Consider the following 16,959-nt stretch of genomic DNA (forward strand, 5'->3'; position numbering starts at 1 on the left):
GCCGTCCACCTGGCGACCGGCGGGAAGGCCGGGCCGCATGGACACCTGAGAAAGAGCAGCATGCCCCGCTTCAGCATCATCGTCCCCTCCCACGGGGTCGCCGGCCGGCTGTCCCAGGCGCTGGACTCGGTCCTCGCCCAGTCCTTCGGCGACCTGGAGCTGATCCCGGTCTGTGACGCGCCCGACGCCCCGGCCGCCGCGGTCGCCGCCGGATACGCCGAGCGGGACTCCCGGGTGGCCCCGGTGCACTCTCCGCCGTCCGCCGGGCTGAGCGGGGCCCGCAACACCGGGATGCGGGCGGCGAAGGGCACGTACCTGCTGTTCCTCGACGGCGACGACGTTCTGATGCCGGGCGCGCTGGCGCGGCTGGCGGCACGGCTGGCCGAGACCGGTGACGTGGACGTGCTGTACTTCGGGCACGAGCGGGCGCCCTGGTGGGAGGGTGAGCCGGCCGCCCCGGCGACGCTGCCGGCAGCGACCCCGCAGGACGTCTTCGCCCCGTCCGAGGCTCCCGCGCTGACCGGGGTGACGCTGCCGGCGTGGAGCGCGGCCTGGCGCCGCGCCTTTGTCACGGACGGCCGGCTGCGGTTCCCCGACGGCCACTTCACGGACGTCGGCTGGGGCGGGCTGACCGGCATCGCCGCCGAACGGGTCGCGGTGCTGCGTTCGGCCGTCGTACGGCACCGGCTGCGCCGGCAGGGCAGCAGGCTGAACCTGCCCGGTGCGCACCACCACGAACTCCTCGACCAGGTCGAGCTGGTGCTGGCGCGGGCGCTGGCGGCGGGGCTTCCGGGCGAACGGGCCCGGCCGCTGTTCGAGCAGGTCTTCGAGGCCGTGCTGAGGACGGCCGCCCGCCCGCAGCGGCTGCCGTCCGGGCACCGGGCGTTCTTCCGGCGGGCGGGGTCGCTGCACCGTACCTACCGGCCGGCCGGGTTCCGGATGCCGGGCGGGAGTCTCGGGGTGCAGCACCGGCTCCTCGCGGCGGGCGCGTACACCGCGTTCCTGGCGCTGCGCGGGGCCAACCGGGCGGCGGCCTGGGCGGCCGGGCGGCTGCCCCGCCCGCGGCTGCCGCTCACCCGGCTGCGCTACGCCCTCGACCTGCGCCGCCCGCTCGACGAGAACCTCGTCGTGTACTGTGCCTACTGGGGGCGCGGTTACGCCTGCAACCCGGCCGCGATCCACGCCGCCGCCCGCCAACTCGCGCCCTGGCTGCGCTCGGTGTTCCTGGTCGAGCCGGGCCGGGAGGGCGCCGTGCCCGCGGACGTCGAGTACGCGGTGATCGGCAGCCGCCGCTACTGGCAGGTGCTGGCCCGCGCCAAGTACCTGGTGAACAACGCCAACTTCGCGGAGGGCGTCGTCAAGCGGCCCGGCAGCGTGCACCTCCAGACGCAGCACGGCACCCCGCTGAAGAAGATGGGCGTCGACCAGTCGACGTACCCGGTGGTCGCGGCGCGGACCGGCAGCTTCACCAGACTGCTCGGCCGCGTCGACCGCTGGGACTTCAATCTCTCCGCCAACCGCCACTCCACCCAGACCTGGGAGCGCGCCTTCCCCGGCTCCTACGAGGCCCTGGAGTACGGCTATCCGCGCAACGACGTCTACTACACGGCGTCCGCCCACGACGTGGTGCGGGCCCGTCGCAGCCTGGGCGTCCCGGACGGCAGGACGGCCGTGCTGTACGCCCCCACCCACCGCGACCACCACACCGGCTTCGAGCCCGGCCTCGACCTGGAGGCGTTCTGCGAGGAGGCCGGCGAGAACGTCGTCGTCCTCCTGCGCGCCCACTACTTCTACGACCGGGGAGCCCTCGCGGACACCGGCCGGGTCATCGACGTCACCGCGCACCCCTGCGTCGAGGACGTGTGCCTCGCGGCGGACGCGCTGATCACCGACTACTCCTCCATCATGTTCGACTACGCCAACCTGGACCGCCCGATCGTCGTCTACGCCGACGACTGGGAGGTCTACCGGGAGACAAGGGGCGTCTACTTCGACCTGCCCGCCGAGCCGCCGGGCCCGGTCGCCCGCACCCCGGACGAACTGGGCCGGATCTTCCGCGAGGGCTCGCACCGGAGCCCGGAGTCCACACGGCTGCGGAACGCGTTCCGGGCCCGATTCTGCGAGTTCGACGACGGCCTGGCCGCCGAACGGGTCGTACGCCGGGTGTTCCTCGGCCAGCCGCCGGAGTCGCTCCCGTCGCTGATCCCGCTGGCGGAACGCCTGCCCGCCCCGGCCGCCACCGTTTTCACGAGGAGCTGACCGTGCCCCGATTCAGTCTGATCGTGCCCTGTTTCCGGGTGCAGGGCTTTCTGCGCGAGTGCCTCGACTCGGTCCTGGAGCAGTCCTTCCGCGACATCGAGGTGATCGCCGTCGACGACCGCTCTCCGGACGGCAGCGGCGCGATCCTCGACGAGTACGCGGCCCGCGACCCGCGCGTACGGGTCCTGCACCTGCCCGAGAACGTCGGGCTCGGCCGGGCCCGCAACGCCGGACTCCCCTACGCCACCGGCGACTACCTGCTCTTCCTGGACAGCGACGACACCCTCACCGCGGGCGCGCTGGGGGCGATCGCCGACCGGCTGGCCGAGGCCGGCGACCCGGACGTCCTGGTCTTCGACTACGCGCGCACCTACTGGTGGGGCGGCACACGGCGCAACGCCCTCGCGGAGGTGCTGAGCGCGACCGACGGCGTCTTCACCGCGGCCGAACGCCCCGAGATCCTCGACCTGTTGATGGTGGTGTGGAACAAGGCCTACCGGCATGAGTTCGTCGCGAACAACGGCTTCCGGTTCCCCCCGGGCTACTACGAGGACACCCCCTGGACCTTCCCGGTCCTGCTCGGCGCCGGCCGGATCGCCACCCTCGACCGGATCTGCCTGAACTACCGCCAGCGCCGCCAGGGCAACATCCTCTCCACCACCAGCCGTAAGCACTTCGACGTCCACGACCAGTACCGACGGGTCTTCGAGTACGTCGACTCCCACCCGGAGCTGGCCGGTTGGCGGCCCTATCTGCACCGCAAGATGGGCGAGCACTGCCTGGACATCCTCGCCAAGCCGGACCGGCTGCCGCCCGCCGCCAAGGGCGAGTTCTTCCGGCGTACGGCGGAGCTGTACCGGGCGTACCGGCCGGAGGGGGCCGGCCTCGGGGTGCTGGGCGGTTCGTACGCGTCGTACCGGCTGCGGCAGCAGGCCGGGCGGATCGCCAGGGAGAGCGGCCGGCAGGCGCTGCGGGTGCGACGGGCGGCGGCCGGCCGGGCCCGGCGCGCGCTGACCGGGGCGGCCGGCCACCGTGCGCCGGACGAGCACCTGGTCCTGTACTCGGCCTCCTCGCACCAGGGCCTGCGGGGCGACCCCGCGGCCGTCTACCGCAAGGCCCGGGAGATCGCGCCGGAGCTGCGGGGCGTCTGGGTGGTGAAGGACGCGGAGGTGGCGGCGGGGCTGCCCGCCGACGTGGAGCACGTGCTGCTGGACTCCCCGGAGTACCGGCGGCTCACGGCCCGCGCCAAGTTCCTCGTGAACGACGTCAACTGGCCGGGCGCGCTGGTCAAACGGCCCGGCAGCGTGCACATCCACACCCACCGGGGCACCCCGCTGAAGTACCTGGGCGCCGACCTGCTGGACAAGCCCGGCGCCCGGCTCGGCCTCGACGTGCCGCAGATGCTGCGCCGGGCCGACCGCTGGGACCACAGCCTGGTCGCCAACCGCCACTCCGAGCTGGTGTGGGAGCGGGCCTACCCCTGCCACTTCGCCTCGGCCCGCACGGGCAGCCCGCGCAACGACGTCCTGGTCGAGGGCGGACCCACGGACTTCCGGGCCCGGTACGGCATTCCCGCCGACCACACGGTCGTGCTCTACGCCCCGACCCGCCGGGACTACGTCCGGGGCGGTCATGCCGAGCGGATCGACCTGGCCCGGTTCGCCGCCGATCTCGGCGAGGGCCACACCCTGGTGGTCCGGCTGCATCCCGCCCTGGCGACCGGTCCGGCGCGCGGGGCGGGCCTGGCGGAACTGCACCGGCGCGGGATCGTGGTCGACGCGACCGGCGAGCCGCACGGGGAGCAGGTGCTGCTGGCGGCGGACGCGCTGGTCACCGACTACTCCTCCGTCATGTTCGACTACGCCAACCTGGACCGGCCGATCGTCGTGCACGCCGACGACTGGGCCGCGTTCACCGCGAGCCGGGGCGCCTACCTCGACATCACCGCCGAGGCGCCGGGGCATGTGTCCTTGAGCTACCCGGAGTTGGCCGCGCTCTTCGCCTCGGGCGCCTGGCGGGACGCGGAGTCGGCGCGACTGCGGGCCGGATTCCGTTCCCGTTTCTGCGAGTTCGACGACGGACGGGCCGCCGAACGGGTGGTGAGGACCCTGCTGCTCGGTGAGCCGATGCCGGCCGCCGCCGTGCGGGTACCGGAACCTGCCCCGGGTCACGACCTGCTGGCGTCCACATGAGACCGCGTACCTGGGTGCTGGTCCTGGCCGCCGTCTTCGCGGTGCTGCAACTCGCCGACGTCACCGGCCGGGACACCCCCGACTCCAAGAACTACGTGTCCTACGCGCTGACCCTGGGCGGGGCGGACCAGCGGGAGGCGGCCGTCCGGACCGCCGACTGGGTGTGTGCGGGGCAGGCCTCGGAGGCGGCGCGCGCGCAGAGCGTGAACGTGGTGCGCTTCCATGCGCCGAGCCCGGCGGGGCGGGTCTTCGCCCGGTGCCGGGAGGACGAGCTGCGGCGCGTGGAGACCCGGTGGGCGGCCGGTCAGGGGGACGGGCACATCGTGCCGTTCGTGGGCCCCCGGCTGCGGGCCGTCTTCGAGGTGCGGCCCGGCTATCCGCTGTTCCTGCTGCCGTTCGTCGCCGCGTTGGGGGTGACCTGGGGGGTGTGGCTGGCGGGTGTGCTGGTCACGGTCGCGGGCGGGGTGCTGGCCTTCCTGGTCCTGCGGACGCTGTCGGTACCGGTGCCGCTCGCGCTGACCGGACAGGCCCTGTACTACGTCCTGCCGGTGGGCACCACGGCGATGCGGCCGATGACCGAGGGTCTGATGCTGGCGCTGACCCTGACCGCGGTGTGGGGCTGCGCACTGGCCCTCACCTGCCGGACGGGCGCGGGGCGGGCCCGGGCGGGGGCGGTCCTGGTGGCGGGCGCGCTGGTCGCGCTGTTCACCGTGAAACACGCCCAGGCGCTGTTCCTCGGGGTGTGCCTGGCCGGGGCGGGCGCGGCGGTCGCCGTACGGCGGCGACGGCTGGGCCGGGCTGCCGGGCGCGGAGTCGCCGCGGTCGCGGCGGTGGGCTGTGCGGCGGTCGCCGGCACCCTGCTGCTGGCCCGGCTGCTGCGCTATCCCTCCGAGGCGGAGAGCATGCAGGACCTGCTGACCGGCCACTTCGCCCGGCCGGACCGGGTCCGGCCCTGGCCGGAGTTCCTCCATCTGGAGGGGGACTTCTGGGTGGAGTGGCTGCGCCGGCAGCTGATGGCCCCGCTGTTCCCGGCGGCGCTGGCGGCCGGGGTGTGGGGAGCGCGGCGGCGGCCGGCCTTCGGGGCCTTCCTGGTGGCGGCCGCGGGCACCGGGTTCCTGACCCAGGCCGGACATCCGGACATCACCATCGGCGGCGACCGGCTGATCGTGCTGGCCTGGCTGCTGCCGGTGGTGGGGGTACCGCTGCTCCTCGAACCGCTGATGGGCCGCGTGGTTCCGGTTCCCCCGCAGGGGTCACTCGACGGGCCGAACGGCGTGGGCCTGTCGGAGGCTCACTCGATGAGGTGACGGGCGGCGGAGCGGCCGGGACGCCACCGGGACGGGCGGGAACACTCGGCAAATGGTCCGCCCCGTCCCTTCTCCCCGGTGAGCACCGGCGCCCTGGTCCGGCGCGCCGCGCGCGGCGCCACCGCCCTGCGCGGCGGCCGCGCCCGCAGACTCACCCCGTACCAGTTCTTCGGCCTGCTGTTCTGGCTGGTGATGACCCTGGCGTACTGGCGGCTGCCGCCGTGCTGCGAGGCCGGACAGCACGCGGCGGCGGTGGAGGGGGTGCGAGCGGCCCTGGCGGACGCCGGCGCGTCCCCGTACGTGCTCGCGCAGGACGCGGTGGCGCGACTGACCGGGCTCAGCGGGTGGCAGCTGCTGCGGGTGTGCGGCCCGCTGAACCTGCTGGTGCTGCTGACCGGCCTCGGCCGGCTGGTCCGGGTCCTCAGCCCGCGCCCCTGGGCGCCGGTGCTGGCGCTGGCCTTCGGGTCCGTGCTCTGGGGCACCCGGCCGGGGTGGGGCGGCGGCTCGCTGGCCCTGCTGCCGCTGACCGGCAGCCTCGGCTACCCGTCCGCCTTCGCCCTCGGTCTCACCCTCTGGTCCTGGGCGCTGACCGGCGCCCGGGCCCGCGATCTGCGCCCGGTGCGCTACGTCGGCCCGAGCGGCCTGCGCAGCCTGTCCGGGTACGCGGCGCTCGGCGTGCCGTACGCAGTGGTGGCCCTGGTCGACCCGGTGCTCGGCGTGGCGGCGGCGGCCGGGGCGGTGGCGTTCGTGGCGGGGTGGCAGCGGGGGTGGCGGGGCGCGGTGTGGGGGCGGTGGGCGCTGCTGGGCGCGGTGGCGGCCGGGGTGATCGCCTTCGGGACACCCGCGCACGCGCTGCCGCAGAGCTACGGGGCGTCCGGGGCCTACGGCGCAGTGATCGGCCAGTGCTGGCTCGCGCTGCTCGGAGTGCCGGCGCTGTGGCTGCGGGCACGGGACGCGGCCGGGGCGGCGGGCCGGGACAGCGGGCGAACCGCCCCCCTGGGGCGGGCGGCGCGACCGGCCGTGGTCCGGCGTGATCCGCTCGTCCTGCTGTTCGCCGTGCAGGCGCTGCTGGCCGGGTACGGCGTCCGCCACGGTTTCGGCGAGCTGCTCGGTCCCGCCCTCCTGGCGCCGCAGTGCGCGCTCGCCGTGGAGCTGGCGGCGGAGCGGCCCTGGCCGGTGTGGCGGCGGGTGCTCGGCTGGACCGCGGCCGGCGGGATCTGCGTGGGCTTCCTGACCGCGCAGGCCGGCGCGGTCGTGCCGCGCTCACTGGACCCGGTCGGCTTCGTCCAGCCGCCGCGCTGGCCGTCGTACGACTGGGCGGCCCGGCACATCGGCCGCGGGGAACCGGTGGTCACGGACGCCTACTACGCCGTACACCTGCTCCCCGGATACGGGATCGAACTGGCCGACGCGCACGACCACCGCTCCCGGGTGCGCTGGCTGCTGCTGACGCGGCGGGAGCGGCTGCCCGGGGATGCGGTGGTCGTGGACTGGAGCCGGCGGACCGGAGAGGTGCTCGCGCGGCTCACCGGGACGAAGGACGTACCGGTGGCCGCTGCGCCGACTGCCCCGCCTGCTACTCGACGATGAGCTCGACCGGGATGTTGCCCCGGGTGGCCTTGGAGTAGGGGCAGAACGCGTGGGCCTGGTGGACCAGCTTCTCGCCGGTCTCGTTGGCGAGCTCCTCGGGGAGTTCGACGCGCAGGGTGACCTTGAGCGCGAAGCCGCCGTCGGCCTCGTCCTTGCCGATGCCGACCTCGGCGGTCACGGAGATCTCGCCGGTGTCGACCTTGGCCTGGCGGCCGACGGCGCCGAGGGCGCTGGCGAAACAGGCGGCGTAGCCGGCGGCGAAGAGCTGCTCGGGGTTGGTGCCCTGGCCGTTGCCGCCGAGCGCCGGCGGGAACGCCAGCGCGAGGTCCAGCTGCCCGTCCGAGCTGACCGCCCGTCCCTCCCGGCCGGTGGCGGTGGCGGCTGCGGTGTAGAGCGCGTCCATGGAAGACCATCCCTCTCGACGTTTCGGTGCGGCGGCTCCGTTCCGGCCGCCCTCACGACCACAAGTAGAGCACACAATTAAATTGCGCACAACTGAATGACTCGCAAGAGGTACCATCGAGCCATGACCGCGACGACCCCGCCCCCCGCACCCGAGGCGGAGTGGCTCCGCCTGGACCGCCAGATCTGCTTCTCCCTGCACGCCGCGTCCCGCGCCTTCAACGGCGTCTACCGCGTGATCCTCAAGGACCTCGGGCTCACCTACCCCCAGTACCTGGTGATGCTGGTGCTGTGGGAACAGGGCGACCTGCCGGTCAAGAAGCTCGGCGAACACCTGCGCCTGGACTCCGGCACGCTGTCACCCCTGCTCAAGCGCCTGGAGGCGGCCGGCCTGGTCCACCGGGAGCGCAGCGCCCGTGACGAGCGCTCGGTGGAGGTACGGCTGACGGAGCAGGGCACCGACCTGCGGGAGCGGGCGTTCGAGGTGCCGCGCAGGATCATGTCCGCGACCGGCTTCGACGTGGACGGCATACGGGACCTGAAGACCCGTCTGGACCAGCTGACGGGCGCGCTGGACGCGGCGGCTTCGGAGGAGGCGGCGCGCTGAAGCGCCTCGCCGGGGGTGCGGCGCCGAACCGCCCCGCGGCCGCGCCGGGCGGGCGCGGCTGGTCCCGCCGGCCGGCGGCGGACGCTCAGCCCGGCCGCCCGCCCCGGATCGGCCGCACGTACAGCCGCAGCGCCATCCGGTCGATCACCATCTCCTCGCGCAGCACGAACTGCTGGTTCAGCACCGCGAGTTTCGCCCGCTCCGTGGCGAGCCGCGGCCGGTACCCGCTCACCAGCGCGTACTTCTCCATCACCGCCCACACCTCGTCCACTCCGGCCAGCCGTCGCCGCAGCGTCGCCGCCGCGACCTCGCCCCCGTACAACGTCCCCGACTCCGGAGCCGGTTCGGCCAGCGCGAGGTCCCGGGTGCCCTTGAAGCCGGCGGGATAGGCCAGTTCCGTCCCGCGCGCGTGGGCCGGCAGGTACAGCACGGGATCGCCGGGCCGCAGCACGCGCGCCGCCGCCTCCGCGACCGCCCCGAGGTCGTCGGGCCGGGTGCCCGGCACCCGGTCGTGCCGCAGCAGCGGCACCTGGTGGGTGAAGGCGAGGACGAGTGCCAGGACCCCGGCCACGGTGAGCGCGGGCGACCTGGGCGTGGTCGCCGTGCCGTACGGCCAGAGCCGGCCGAGCACCCCGGCGACCCGGTCCGCGCCGAGCGCCACCAGCAGGGGCGCACCGGTGAGCGCGTAGAGCACATACCGGTCGACGTACAGCGGTGTGAGCTGCGATGCCAGCATCAACGCCACCGGTGGCAGCACCGCGAGGGGCAGCGCCACCGCCGCGAGGGTCACCTCGCCGCGCCGGCCCACCAGCCGGGTCAGCCCCAGCAGGCCGAGCGCGAGGCACGCCCAGTACACCCCGTCGGTCGGTCCGAGGTACTGGCGCAGCAGCGCCTGCGCGGTCTCCAGGTCAGGCTCCCACAGCCACGCGAGCTGGGCCGACTGCGCGTGCGAGACGACGGCCAGCGGCACCAGGGTCAGCGCCACGCCCCCGGCCGCGCAGCCCCAGCCCCGCCACACCCTTCCCGGCGACCGGGCCAGCGCCAGCGTTCCCGCGTGCGCGAGCAGCAGCAGGACCGCGAACTCGTGCAGCCAGCAGGTGACTCCGAGGACGGCGCCGTACCACCACCAGGCCCGCCGCCCGCCTCCGGCCTGTCCCGCGGTCTCCCCCTCGGTCCCGGTTCCCGCTCCGCCCGCCGCCCGTACGAACAGCAGGGTCGCGCCGGTCGCGCCCGCGGCGACCAGGGCGTAGGAGCGGCCCTCCTGCGCGTAGTGCCCGACCAACGGGGTGACCGCGTACATCAGTCCGGCCCACAGACCGACCCGCGGCCGGGCCAGATGGGTGCCGAGCGCGGCCACCAGGCCCGCGGTGACGGCCGCCGCGCACACCGACGGCAGCCGGAGGTCGACCTCGCCCGGCCGCCCGGGGGCGACGGCGAGGACGACGTGCATCAGCAGGTAGTACAGGCCGTGCACCGCGTCCACGCCGTGCAGCAGCCGCCAGATCTGCGGCACCGTGCGCCGGGCGACCTGGTAGGTGACGGCCTCGTCGCGCCACATCCCGCCGCGGTGCAGCCCCCAGAGGCCGACCGCGAGCATCACCGCGGCCGGGACGGCCACGACGACGGCACGGCGCGCACGGCCCGGCGGACCGGCGGGGGGTCCCCCCGACGGCTTCGGCCGACTCGACGGAGCCGGCCGGCCGGTTGCTGTCGTTCGCGTCGTCCGCGGATGCGCTTTTACGAGAGGCCCGATACTCACCACGGCCCGATCTTTTGCGATTAGCCAACCTTTGCCGGGTAATGACGGCGTATCGGCATGGATACACCATCCGCGCGGCTTACGCTCGCGGTTGATGAATCGTCGCTCGTACTTCCCGCTCCCCCGCGCCCCGTTCGCCCCGCCTGTTCGACTCCCGTGCCTTCTGCGCACCGCGCGCACCGAACACCCCCCGCGCGCGCCGCGCCTCGCGCGCCCCCTCTGCCTCGCCGGCCTCTGGCTCGCCACGCGCGCGCTGATGCTCTGGCTCCTCGCCCACAACAACGAGCGGCTCCTGGGACACGGAGCGGTCGCGCGCGAAGTGTGGCGGCTGTACTTCCACTGGTACGGCGTCCTGTCGCAGGGCGCGTTCCCGGCGCACGACACGTTGTGGCAGTACCCGCCGGGCGCCGGCGCCGTGCTGCTCGCGCCGGGGCTGGTGCCCGGGCTGAGCTACTTCCAGGCGTTCGTGGCGCTCACCCTGGCGACCGACGCGCTGATCACGGCGGCGCTCACGCGCGCGGGTCTGCGCCCCGGCCGCACCCTGCTGGGCGCGGCCCTGTGGACCGGCGCCCTCCCTCTCCTGCTGCATCTCCCCCTCGCGCGCTACGACGTCGCGGTCACCGCCTTCGCGGTGCTCTCCCTGCTGGCCCTCGGGCGAGCCACGCGCGCGTGCGGAGCGCTCGCCGCGCTGGGCGCGCTGGTGAAGGTCTGGCCCGCGCTGGTCCTGCTGGGCGTCGAGCGCGGGCGTACGACACGCACGACGTGGAGCTGGGCGGCCGCGACCGGGACCGCGGCCCTCGCCGCGTTCCTGCTCTCCTTCCGCAACCCGCTCGCCTTCCTCCGCCAGCAGGGCGGCCGGGGCGTGCAGGTCGAGTCCCTCGGCGGCACCGCGCTCAGCCTCGCCCGGCACGCCGGCTGGCGGGGCACGACCCGCTACCAGTACGGCGCGATGGAGCTGGTCGGCCCGCAGGTGCACGCGGTCGCGACCGCCTCCCTCGCGCTCACCGCCGTGGCCTTCGCGCTGCTGCTCCTGTGGCGGGTACGGGCCCGGCACTGGACCGAGGCCACCCCGTACGACGCGGCGCTGAGCGCGGTGCTCCTCTTCACCGTGACCAGCCGGGTGATCAGCCCCCAGTACCTGATCTGGCTGCTCGGCCTGACCGCCGTGTGCCTGACCTCCCGGCACACCACCCAGCGTCCGGTCGCCGCGCTGGTCGTGACCGCGACCGCGCTCAGCGCGGTGGCCTACCCGACGTTCTACGCCGAGGTCGTGCACGGCACCTGGACCGGCTGCCTGCTGATGCTCGCCCGCAACGGCCTGCTGGCCACCGCCGCCGTCCTCTCCCTGACCCGTCTGTGGCGCGCCACCCGCCGCCCGGAGACCGGTGTCCGCACCCCCGCGGGCCCGAGCGGGCACCCCGGCCGTCCGCTGCTGTCGGCCGCACCTGCTTCACTGAGGGGTGACCGGGGCTGACGGACACCGCGGTCGACTGACGGAGGGACGGGCATCCATGACCTGGCTCATCACCGGCGGCGCCGGTTACATCGGGGCGCACGTCGTGCGCGCGATGACCGAGGCGGGCGAGCGGACGGTGGTGTACGACGATCTGTCCACCGGCGTCGCCGAGCGCGTGCCCGAGGAGGTCCCGCTGGTGGTGGGCACCACGCTGGACGGCGAGAAGGTGGCGCGCGTCCTGGCCGAGCACGAGGTGACCGGGGTCGTCCACCTGGCGGCGAAGAAGCAGGTCGGCGAGTCGGTGGAGCGCCCCCTGCACTACTACCGGGAGAACGTCGAAGGCCTGCGCGTCCTGCTCCAGGCGGTCACGGAGGCGGGGGTCCCGTCCTTCGTGTTCTCCTCCTCCGCGGCGGTCTACGGCATGCCGGACGTCGAACTGGTGACGGAGGAGACGCCGTGCCTGCCGATGTCGCCGTACGGCGAGACGAAGCTGGCGGGTGAGTGGCTGGTCCGCGCGACAGGCCGGGCCACCGGCCTGTCCACGGCCTCGCTGCGCTACTTCAACGTGGCCGGCGCGGCCCGCCCCGAACTCGCCGACGTGGGCGTCTTCAACATCGTCCCGATGGTCTTCGAGAAACTCACGGAGAACGCGCCGCCGCGTATCTTCGGCGCCGACTACCCGACGCCCGACGGTACCTGCATCCGCGACTACATCCACGTGGTGGACCTGGCCGAGGCCCACGTCGCGGCGGCCCGCGCCCTCCAGGCCGAGCCGGGCCGCGCGCTGACCCTCAACATCGGCCGCGGGGAGGGCGTCTCGGTCCGCGAGATGATCGACCGCATCAACACGGTCACCGGCTACGACCGGCCCCCGGCCGTCACCGCGCGCCGCCCCGGCGACCCGGCCAGCGTGGTCGCCTCCGCCGACCGCATCGCCACGGAACTGGGCTGGAAGGCCAAACACGACGTCCAGGACATGATCACCTCGGCCTGGCAGGGCTGGCTCCGCCTCCACCCGGAGGCGGCCCGACCCTGACGGACGCACTGCACGTGCCGCCGCCGGGATACCGCGAGCAGGCGCCGCGGCGGCGGACCTGGTGGCACCGGCGCGGCGGCCGGGCGGGTACGGGCGCGGTCAGTCCCCGGGGCGGCGGGCTCGCCTGAGCTCCTCCGAGACGGCCCAGGCGTCCGCCACCGGGCCCACGTGGGTGAGCTTGTCGGGGTTGAGGACCACGCGGATCGCCTGGATCCGGCCGTCGAGGACGTCCAGGGAGAAGGTCTGGAGGACCTTGCCGTCGCGGTCCCGGAAGACCGCGCCCGGCTGTCCGTTGACCTCGTGCTGCTCACAGCTCACGTCGACCCGGGGCAGCAGCGGGAAGACGGCCGCGAGGAGGCGGGCCACGTTCTGGGCGCCGACGACCGTCCGGGCCAGCCTCGGGGCCTTGCCGCCGCTGTCGCCGACCAGGGACACATCGGCGGCGAGCAGGTCCCGCAGACCGCCCAGGTCGCCTTCGTGGAGGGCCTCGAAGAAGCGTGACGCCAGTTCGTCGCGTTCCCTCCGGTCCGCCTCGAAGCGGGGGCGGCCCTCGGCCATGTGGCGCCGGGCCCGTACAACGAGCTGACGGCACGCCGCCTCCGAGCGGCCGACCGCCGACGCGACCTCGGGGAAGCCGAAGTCGAACACCTCGCGCAGCACGAAGACGGCCCGCTCCAGCGGGCTGAGCCGCTCCAGGAGCAGCAGGGCCGCCATCGACAACGAGTCGGCCAGCTCCGCCGACCGCGCCGGATCCTCGTACGGGTCGGCGAGCAGCGGCTCGGGGAACCACGGGCCGACGTACTCCTCGCGCCGGACGCGGGCCGAGCGCAGCACGTCGACCGAGATCCGGGTGACCGTCGCCGACAGGAACGCCTTCGGTGACCTGACCTCCGTCGGCGAGCCCTCGAACCTCAGCCAGCTCTCCTGGACCGCGTCCTCCGCCTCGCCGACACTGCCCAGGATCCGGTACGCGATCGAGAACAGCAGCGGGCGCAGCTCCTGGAACTCCTCGGTCCTGTTCAGGTCCGCTCCCCCGTCCGCCACCGTCTCCCCCCTCTCTCCCTCTCCCCGTCTTACCGTCTTACCGTCTTCCTCTTCCCGCGTCCGTGAACCGGTCGGTCAGAAGGACCCGGGGCCGAACCGGCCGGCCGCGACGACCAGCCCGAGCACGAGATAGACCAGGTTCAGCGCCACGAACGCGCTCTCGCCGCGCCGGCCGTGGGTGATCATCGCACCGGCCATCAGCAGGACCCATGCGGCGGCCGTCACGGGTACCAGGACCGGCGCGACACCGACGGCCGCCGGCAGGACCAGCCCCGCCGCGGCGAGGAGCTCCAGCACCCCGAGCGCCTTGACGAAGCCGGTGCCCGCGTCCGCGGTCCAGCCCCCGCCGGGGGCCGCGGCCAGCTTCTCCCGGGGTACGAAGGTCTTGCTGATCCCACCGGCCAGGGCCACCGCGGCAAGCAGTCCGGCGGCGATCCACAGGGTGAGGTTCATCGTCCACTCCTTGTTCGAGAATGCCTGCGCCCCTACGACGAGACGGCGCTCCCGTCTGTGACATCCCCGGCGGAGTGGTTCACAGCGCCTTGAGCGCCTCCGTGGTGCCACGGGCCAGCGCCGCCAGATACCCCTTCGGCAGCTTGGGGGTGCGGATCACCACCGAACGCCAGTACAGCGGGCCGGAGATCAGGTCCATGGCCAGGTCGTCGTCGAGGCCCGCGGCGAGTTCACCGCGCCGCTGAGCCGCCTCGATGATCTTGCTGGCGACCCCGTCCTGGCCCTCGCGCAGCGTCTTCTGCATGGCCTCGGCGATCTCCGGGTTGCGGGCCGCCTCGGCCTGGAGGTCCGGGATGATCTGCGAGGCGACCGGGTGGCGCAGCGCACGGGACGTGACCTCGTACAGGAGCCGCAGGTCGCCCTCCAGGGAGCCGGTGTCGGGCACGGGCAGGCCGAGCACCGCGAGGGCCGAGACGACGTCGAGGACGAGGTGCAGCTTGGAGCGCCAGCGGCGGTAGACGGCGGTCTTGCCGACGCCCGCGCGGCGCGCGATGCCCTCGATGGACATCCGCGCGTACCCGACCGCCGCGAGTTCCTCGAAGACGGCGGCCCGGATGGCCTCGGTCACGTCCTCGCGGAGGACGGCCGCCCCGGCGGGGGCTCGTCGGCGCGGACGCGTCTGGGACTCCTCGGCGTTCGTCGTCATGTCTCCCAGCATAGGGGCGTAACGACGAAACGGTTGCGTCCCGACGAGACGTACCACTCGATCGCCGCAACCACGCCGCGCCGAACCCCTCCCAGCTCACCGCCGTACCGAACACGAGCCCGAGTCTCCCGCGCAACGAATCAGTCGCGCCCGGACCTCGGAAGTGTTACGGCGCACACCAGTCCGTGACGACGAAACGGTTGCGTTCCGACGCCAACTCCGCCTACGCTCCCGTTGCGACGATACGGTCCCGTCCCGACGTAAGAAAACGTGAAGAGAAGCGTAAGGAAACGCCGGGTGAACGGGATCGGCGCCCAGCCGGACGCCGCACCCCCACCCCCCGAGTGAAAGCAGCGGATGTGACCCAGGTTCTCCACACACCGCCCCCGACCCCGGTCACGGCCGAGGACGACCTCGCGGCGCTCGCCGCCCGGCACGGACTCTCGGTCAGCGGCGCCCGCCCCACGCTGCCGCAGTACGTCCGTCAGCTGTGGGCCCGACGGCACTTCATCACCGCGTTCGCCACCGCCAAGCTCACCGCCCAGTACGCCCAGGCGAAGCTCGGCCAGGTGTGGCAGATCATGACCCCGCTGCTGAACGCCGCGGTGTACTACTTCATCTTCGGCATCCTGCTGGGCACCAAGAGGGGCGTGCCGGACTACATCCCGTTCCTGGTCACGGGCGTGTTCATCTGGACGTTCACGTCCAGCTCGATCATGACCGGCACCCGGGCGATCGCCGGCAACCTCGGCCTCGTCCGCGCGCTGCACTTCCCGCGGGCCGCACTCCCGATCTCCTTCTGCCTCCAGCAGCTCCAGCAGCTGCTGTTCTCGATGTGCGCGCTGATCGTCATCCTGCTCTGCTTCGGCGTGCCGGTCGCGGCCTCCTGGCTGCTGGCCGTCCCGGCGCTGTTCCTGCAGTTCACGTTCAACACCGGCATGTCGCTGATCATGGCCCGGATGGGCGCCCGGACCCCGGACATCGCCCAGCTGATGCCGTTCGTGCTGCGCACCTGGATGTACGTCTCCGGCGTCATGTGGAGCATCGACAAGCTGACCAGCGGGCACAAGGGTCTGCCGAGCTGGGTCGCGCCGGTGCTCAAGGCCAATCCGTCCGCCGTCTACATCGACCTGATGCGCTTCTCCCTCATCGACAGCTTCCACGCCAGCCAGCTGCCGGCCCACGTGTGGGTCGTCGCGACCGGCTGGGCCCTCGTCGTCGGCGTCGGCGGCTTCATCTACTTCTGGAAGGCTGAGGAGACGTACGGCCGTGGCTGAGAACCTGAACGACACCCGCATCCCCACCGTCGTCGCCAACCACGTCGACATCGTCTACCGGGTCAACGGCACCGGCGCCGGCCGGGGTTCCGCGACCGCCGCGCTCAACCGCATGCTGCGCCGCAAGCACGCCGAGAAGGCGGCCGGCGTCCGCAAGGTGCACGCCGTCAAGGACGTCTCCTTCGTCGCCTACAAGGGCGAGGCGATCGGCCTCATCGGCTCCAACGGCTCCGGCAAGTCCACCCTGCTCAAGGCCGTCGCCGGTCTGCTCCCGGTGGAGAACGGCGCCATCTACACCGACGGCCAGCCCTCCCTCCTCGGCGTCAACGCCGCCCTGATGGGCGACCTGACCGGCGAGAAGAACGTCTACCTCGGCGGCCTCGCCATGGGCATGTCCCGCGAGGAGATCAAGGAGCGCTACCAGGAGATCGTCGACTTCTCCGGCATCAACGAGAAGGGCGACTTCATCACCCTCCCGATGCGCACCTACTCCTCCGGCATGGGCGCCCGCCTGCGGTTCTCCATCGCCGCCGCCAAGGACCACGACGTCCTGCTCATCGACGAGGCCCTGGCCACCGGTGACGCGTCCTTCCGCAGGCGTTCCGAGGAGCGCATCCGCGGTCTGCGCCAGCACGCCGGCACGGTGTTCCTGGTCAGCCACAACAACAAGTCCATCCGCGACACCTGCGAGCGGGCGCTGTGGCTGGAGCGCGGTGTGCTGCGCATGGACGGGCCGACCGAGGACGTCCTCGCGGAGTACGAGGCCTTCACCGGCGACAAGTCCGACAAGACGAAGGCCAGGCCGAAGCCCAAGGCCGCGCCGCCGAAGCAGGCCGACGCCCCGAAGATCTCCCAGCCCTCCTGAAGCGGC

General features: G+C 73.6%; 14 protein-coding genes. 9 read left to right on the forward strand and 5 right to left on the reverse strand.

Annotation, left to right across the window (positions count from 1 at the left end; genetic code table 11):
• Nucleotides 1–60: 60 nt before the first annotated feature.
• From ACFXI4_RS07535 to ACFXI4_RS07550, 4 genes are all read left to right on the forward strand, one after another.
• Nucleotides 61–2,259 (forward strand): CDP-glycerol glycerophosphotransferase family protein, encoded by a 2,199-nt coding sequence (locus ACFXI4_RS07535; RefSeq protein WP_384988799.1) that lies wholly within the window; start codon nt 61–63, stop codon nt 2,257–2,259.
• A gap of 2 nt (nt 2,260–2,261) precedes the next feature.
• The gene (locus ACFXI4_RS07540; RefSeq protein ID WP_384988800.1) at nt 2,262–4,451 is read left to right on the forward strand and encodes a CDP-glycerol glycerophosphotransferase family protein; all 2,190 of its coding nucleotides are present in this window, start codon (nt 2,262–2,264) and stop codon (nt 4,449–4,451) included.
• The gene (locus ACFXI4_RS07545; RefSeq protein WP_384988801.1) at nt 4,448–5,758 is read left to right on the forward strand and encodes a hypothetical protein; all 1,311 of its coding nucleotides are present in this window, start codon (nt 4,448–4,450) and stop codon (nt 5,756–5,758) included. Before ACFXI4_RS07540 ends, ACFXI4_RS07545 begins: the two co-directional genes overlap by 4 nt.
• 78 nt (nt 5,759–5,836) lie before the next feature.
• Nucleotides 5,837–7,348 (forward strand): hypothetical protein, encoded by a 1,512-nt coding sequence (locus tag ACFXI4_RS07550; RefSeq protein ID WP_384988802.1) that lies wholly within the window; start codon nt 5,837–5,839, stop codon nt 7,346–7,348.
• On the opposite strand, the gene ACFXI4_RS07555 is transcribed toward ACFXI4_RS07550, so the two are convergent.
• Nucleotides 7,335–7,751 carry an organic hydroperoxide resistance protein gene (locus ACFXI4_RS07555; protein WP_351322882.1) on the reverse strand — a complete coding sequence of 139 codons (417 nt, stop codon included), beginning with the start codon at nt 7,749–7,751 and terminating at the stop codon, nt 7,335–7,337. The genes ACFXI4_RS07550 and ACFXI4_RS07555 overlap by 14 nt on opposite strands.
• A gap of 123 nt (nt 7,752–7,874) precedes the next feature.
• Here ACFXI4_RS07555 and ACFXI4_RS07560 point away from each other — a divergent pair, with 123 nt between their 5' ends.
• Nucleotides 7,875–8,357: a MarR family winged helix-turn-helix transcriptional regulator gene (locus tag ACFXI4_RS07560; RefSeq protein WP_384988803.1), complete on the forward strand. Its 483-nt coding sequence runs from the start codon at nt 7,875–7,877 to the stop codon at nt 8,355–8,357.
• An 85-nt stretch (nt 8,358–8,442) separates the two neighbouring features.
• On the opposite strand, the gene ACFXI4_RS07565 is transcribed toward ACFXI4_RS07560, so the two are convergent.
• Nucleotides 8,443–9,975, reverse strand: a complete 1,533-nt coding sequence (locus ACFXI4_RS07565) for a hypothetical protein (protein WP_384988804.1) — start codon at nt 9,973–9,975, stop codon at nt 8,443–8,445.
• Between the two features lie 397 nt (nt 9,976–10,372).
• On the opposite strand from ACFXI4_RS07565, the gene ACFXI4_RS07570 reads away from it, so the two are divergent.
• A complete protein-coding gene (locus tag ACFXI4_RS07570) occupies nt 10,373–11,590 on the forward strand; it encodes a glycosyltransferase 87 family protein (protein WP_384988805.1) in 1,218 nt (405 codons plus the stop codon).
• 37 nt (nt 11,591–11,627) lie between these two features.
• A complete protein-coding gene (gene galE, locus ACFXI4_RS07575; protein WP_384988806.1) occupies nt 11,628–12,608 on the forward strand; it encodes a UDP-glucose 4-epimerase GalE in 981 nt (326 codons plus the stop codon).
• A 99-nt stretch (nt 12,609–12,707) separates the two neighbouring features.
• Here the strand turns inward: galE and ACFXI4_RS07580 are convergent, their stop codons facing one another.
• The 3 genes from ACFXI4_RS07580 to ACFXI4_RS07590 all read right to left on the reverse strand — a co-directional run bounded on the left by ACFXI4_RS07580 (nt 12,708) and on the right by ACFXI4_RS07590 (nt 14,811).
• On the reverse strand, nt 12,708–13,631 hold the full coding sequence (locus tag ACFXI4_RS07580; protein WP_384988831.1) for an RNA polymerase sigma-70 factor: 924 nt from the start codon (nt 13,629–13,631) through the stop codon (nt 12,708–12,710).
• Nucleotides 13,632–13,727: 96 nt separating this feature from the next.
• Nucleotides 13,728–14,105, reverse strand: coding sequence for a DoxX family protein (locus ACFXI4_RS07585; protein WP_384988807.1), 378 nt, complete (start codon nt 14,103–14,105; stop codon nt 13,728–13,730).
• A gap of 79 nt (nt 14,106–14,184) precedes the next feature.
• Complete coding sequence (locus tag ACFXI4_RS07590; RefSeq protein WP_362716893.1) at nt 14,185–14,811, reverse strand: TetR/AcrR family transcriptional regulator; 627 nt, start codon at nt 14,809–14,811, stop codon at nt 14,185–14,187.
• A 359-nt stretch (nt 14,812–15,170) separates the two neighbouring features.
• On the opposite strand from ACFXI4_RS07590, the gene ACFXI4_RS07595 reads away from it, so the two are divergent.
• Together ACFXI4_RS07595 and ACFXI4_RS07600 are read left to right on the forward strand one after the other, a co-directional pair.
• Entirely contained in the window at nt 15,171–16,088 is a 918-nt protein-coding gene (locus tag ACFXI4_RS07595; protein WP_384988808.1) for an ABC transporter permease, read from the forward strand.
• The gene (locus ACFXI4_RS07600; protein ID WP_362716899.1) at nt 16,081–16,953 is read left to right on the forward strand and encodes an ABC transporter ATP-binding protein; all 873 of its coding nucleotides are present in this window, start codon (nt 16,081–16,083) and stop codon (nt 16,951–16,953) included. The genes ACFXI4_RS07595 and ACFXI4_RS07600 overlap by 8 nt, the downstream gene beginning before the upstream one ends.
• Nucleotides 16,954–16,959 lie beyond the last annotated feature (6 nt).

Origin of the sequence: Streptomyces sp. NPDC059224 (assembly GCF_042754285.1) — a bacterium.
Taxonomy (GTDB): Bacteria; Actinomycetota; Actinomycetes; order Streptomycetales; family Streptomycetaceae; genus Streptomyces.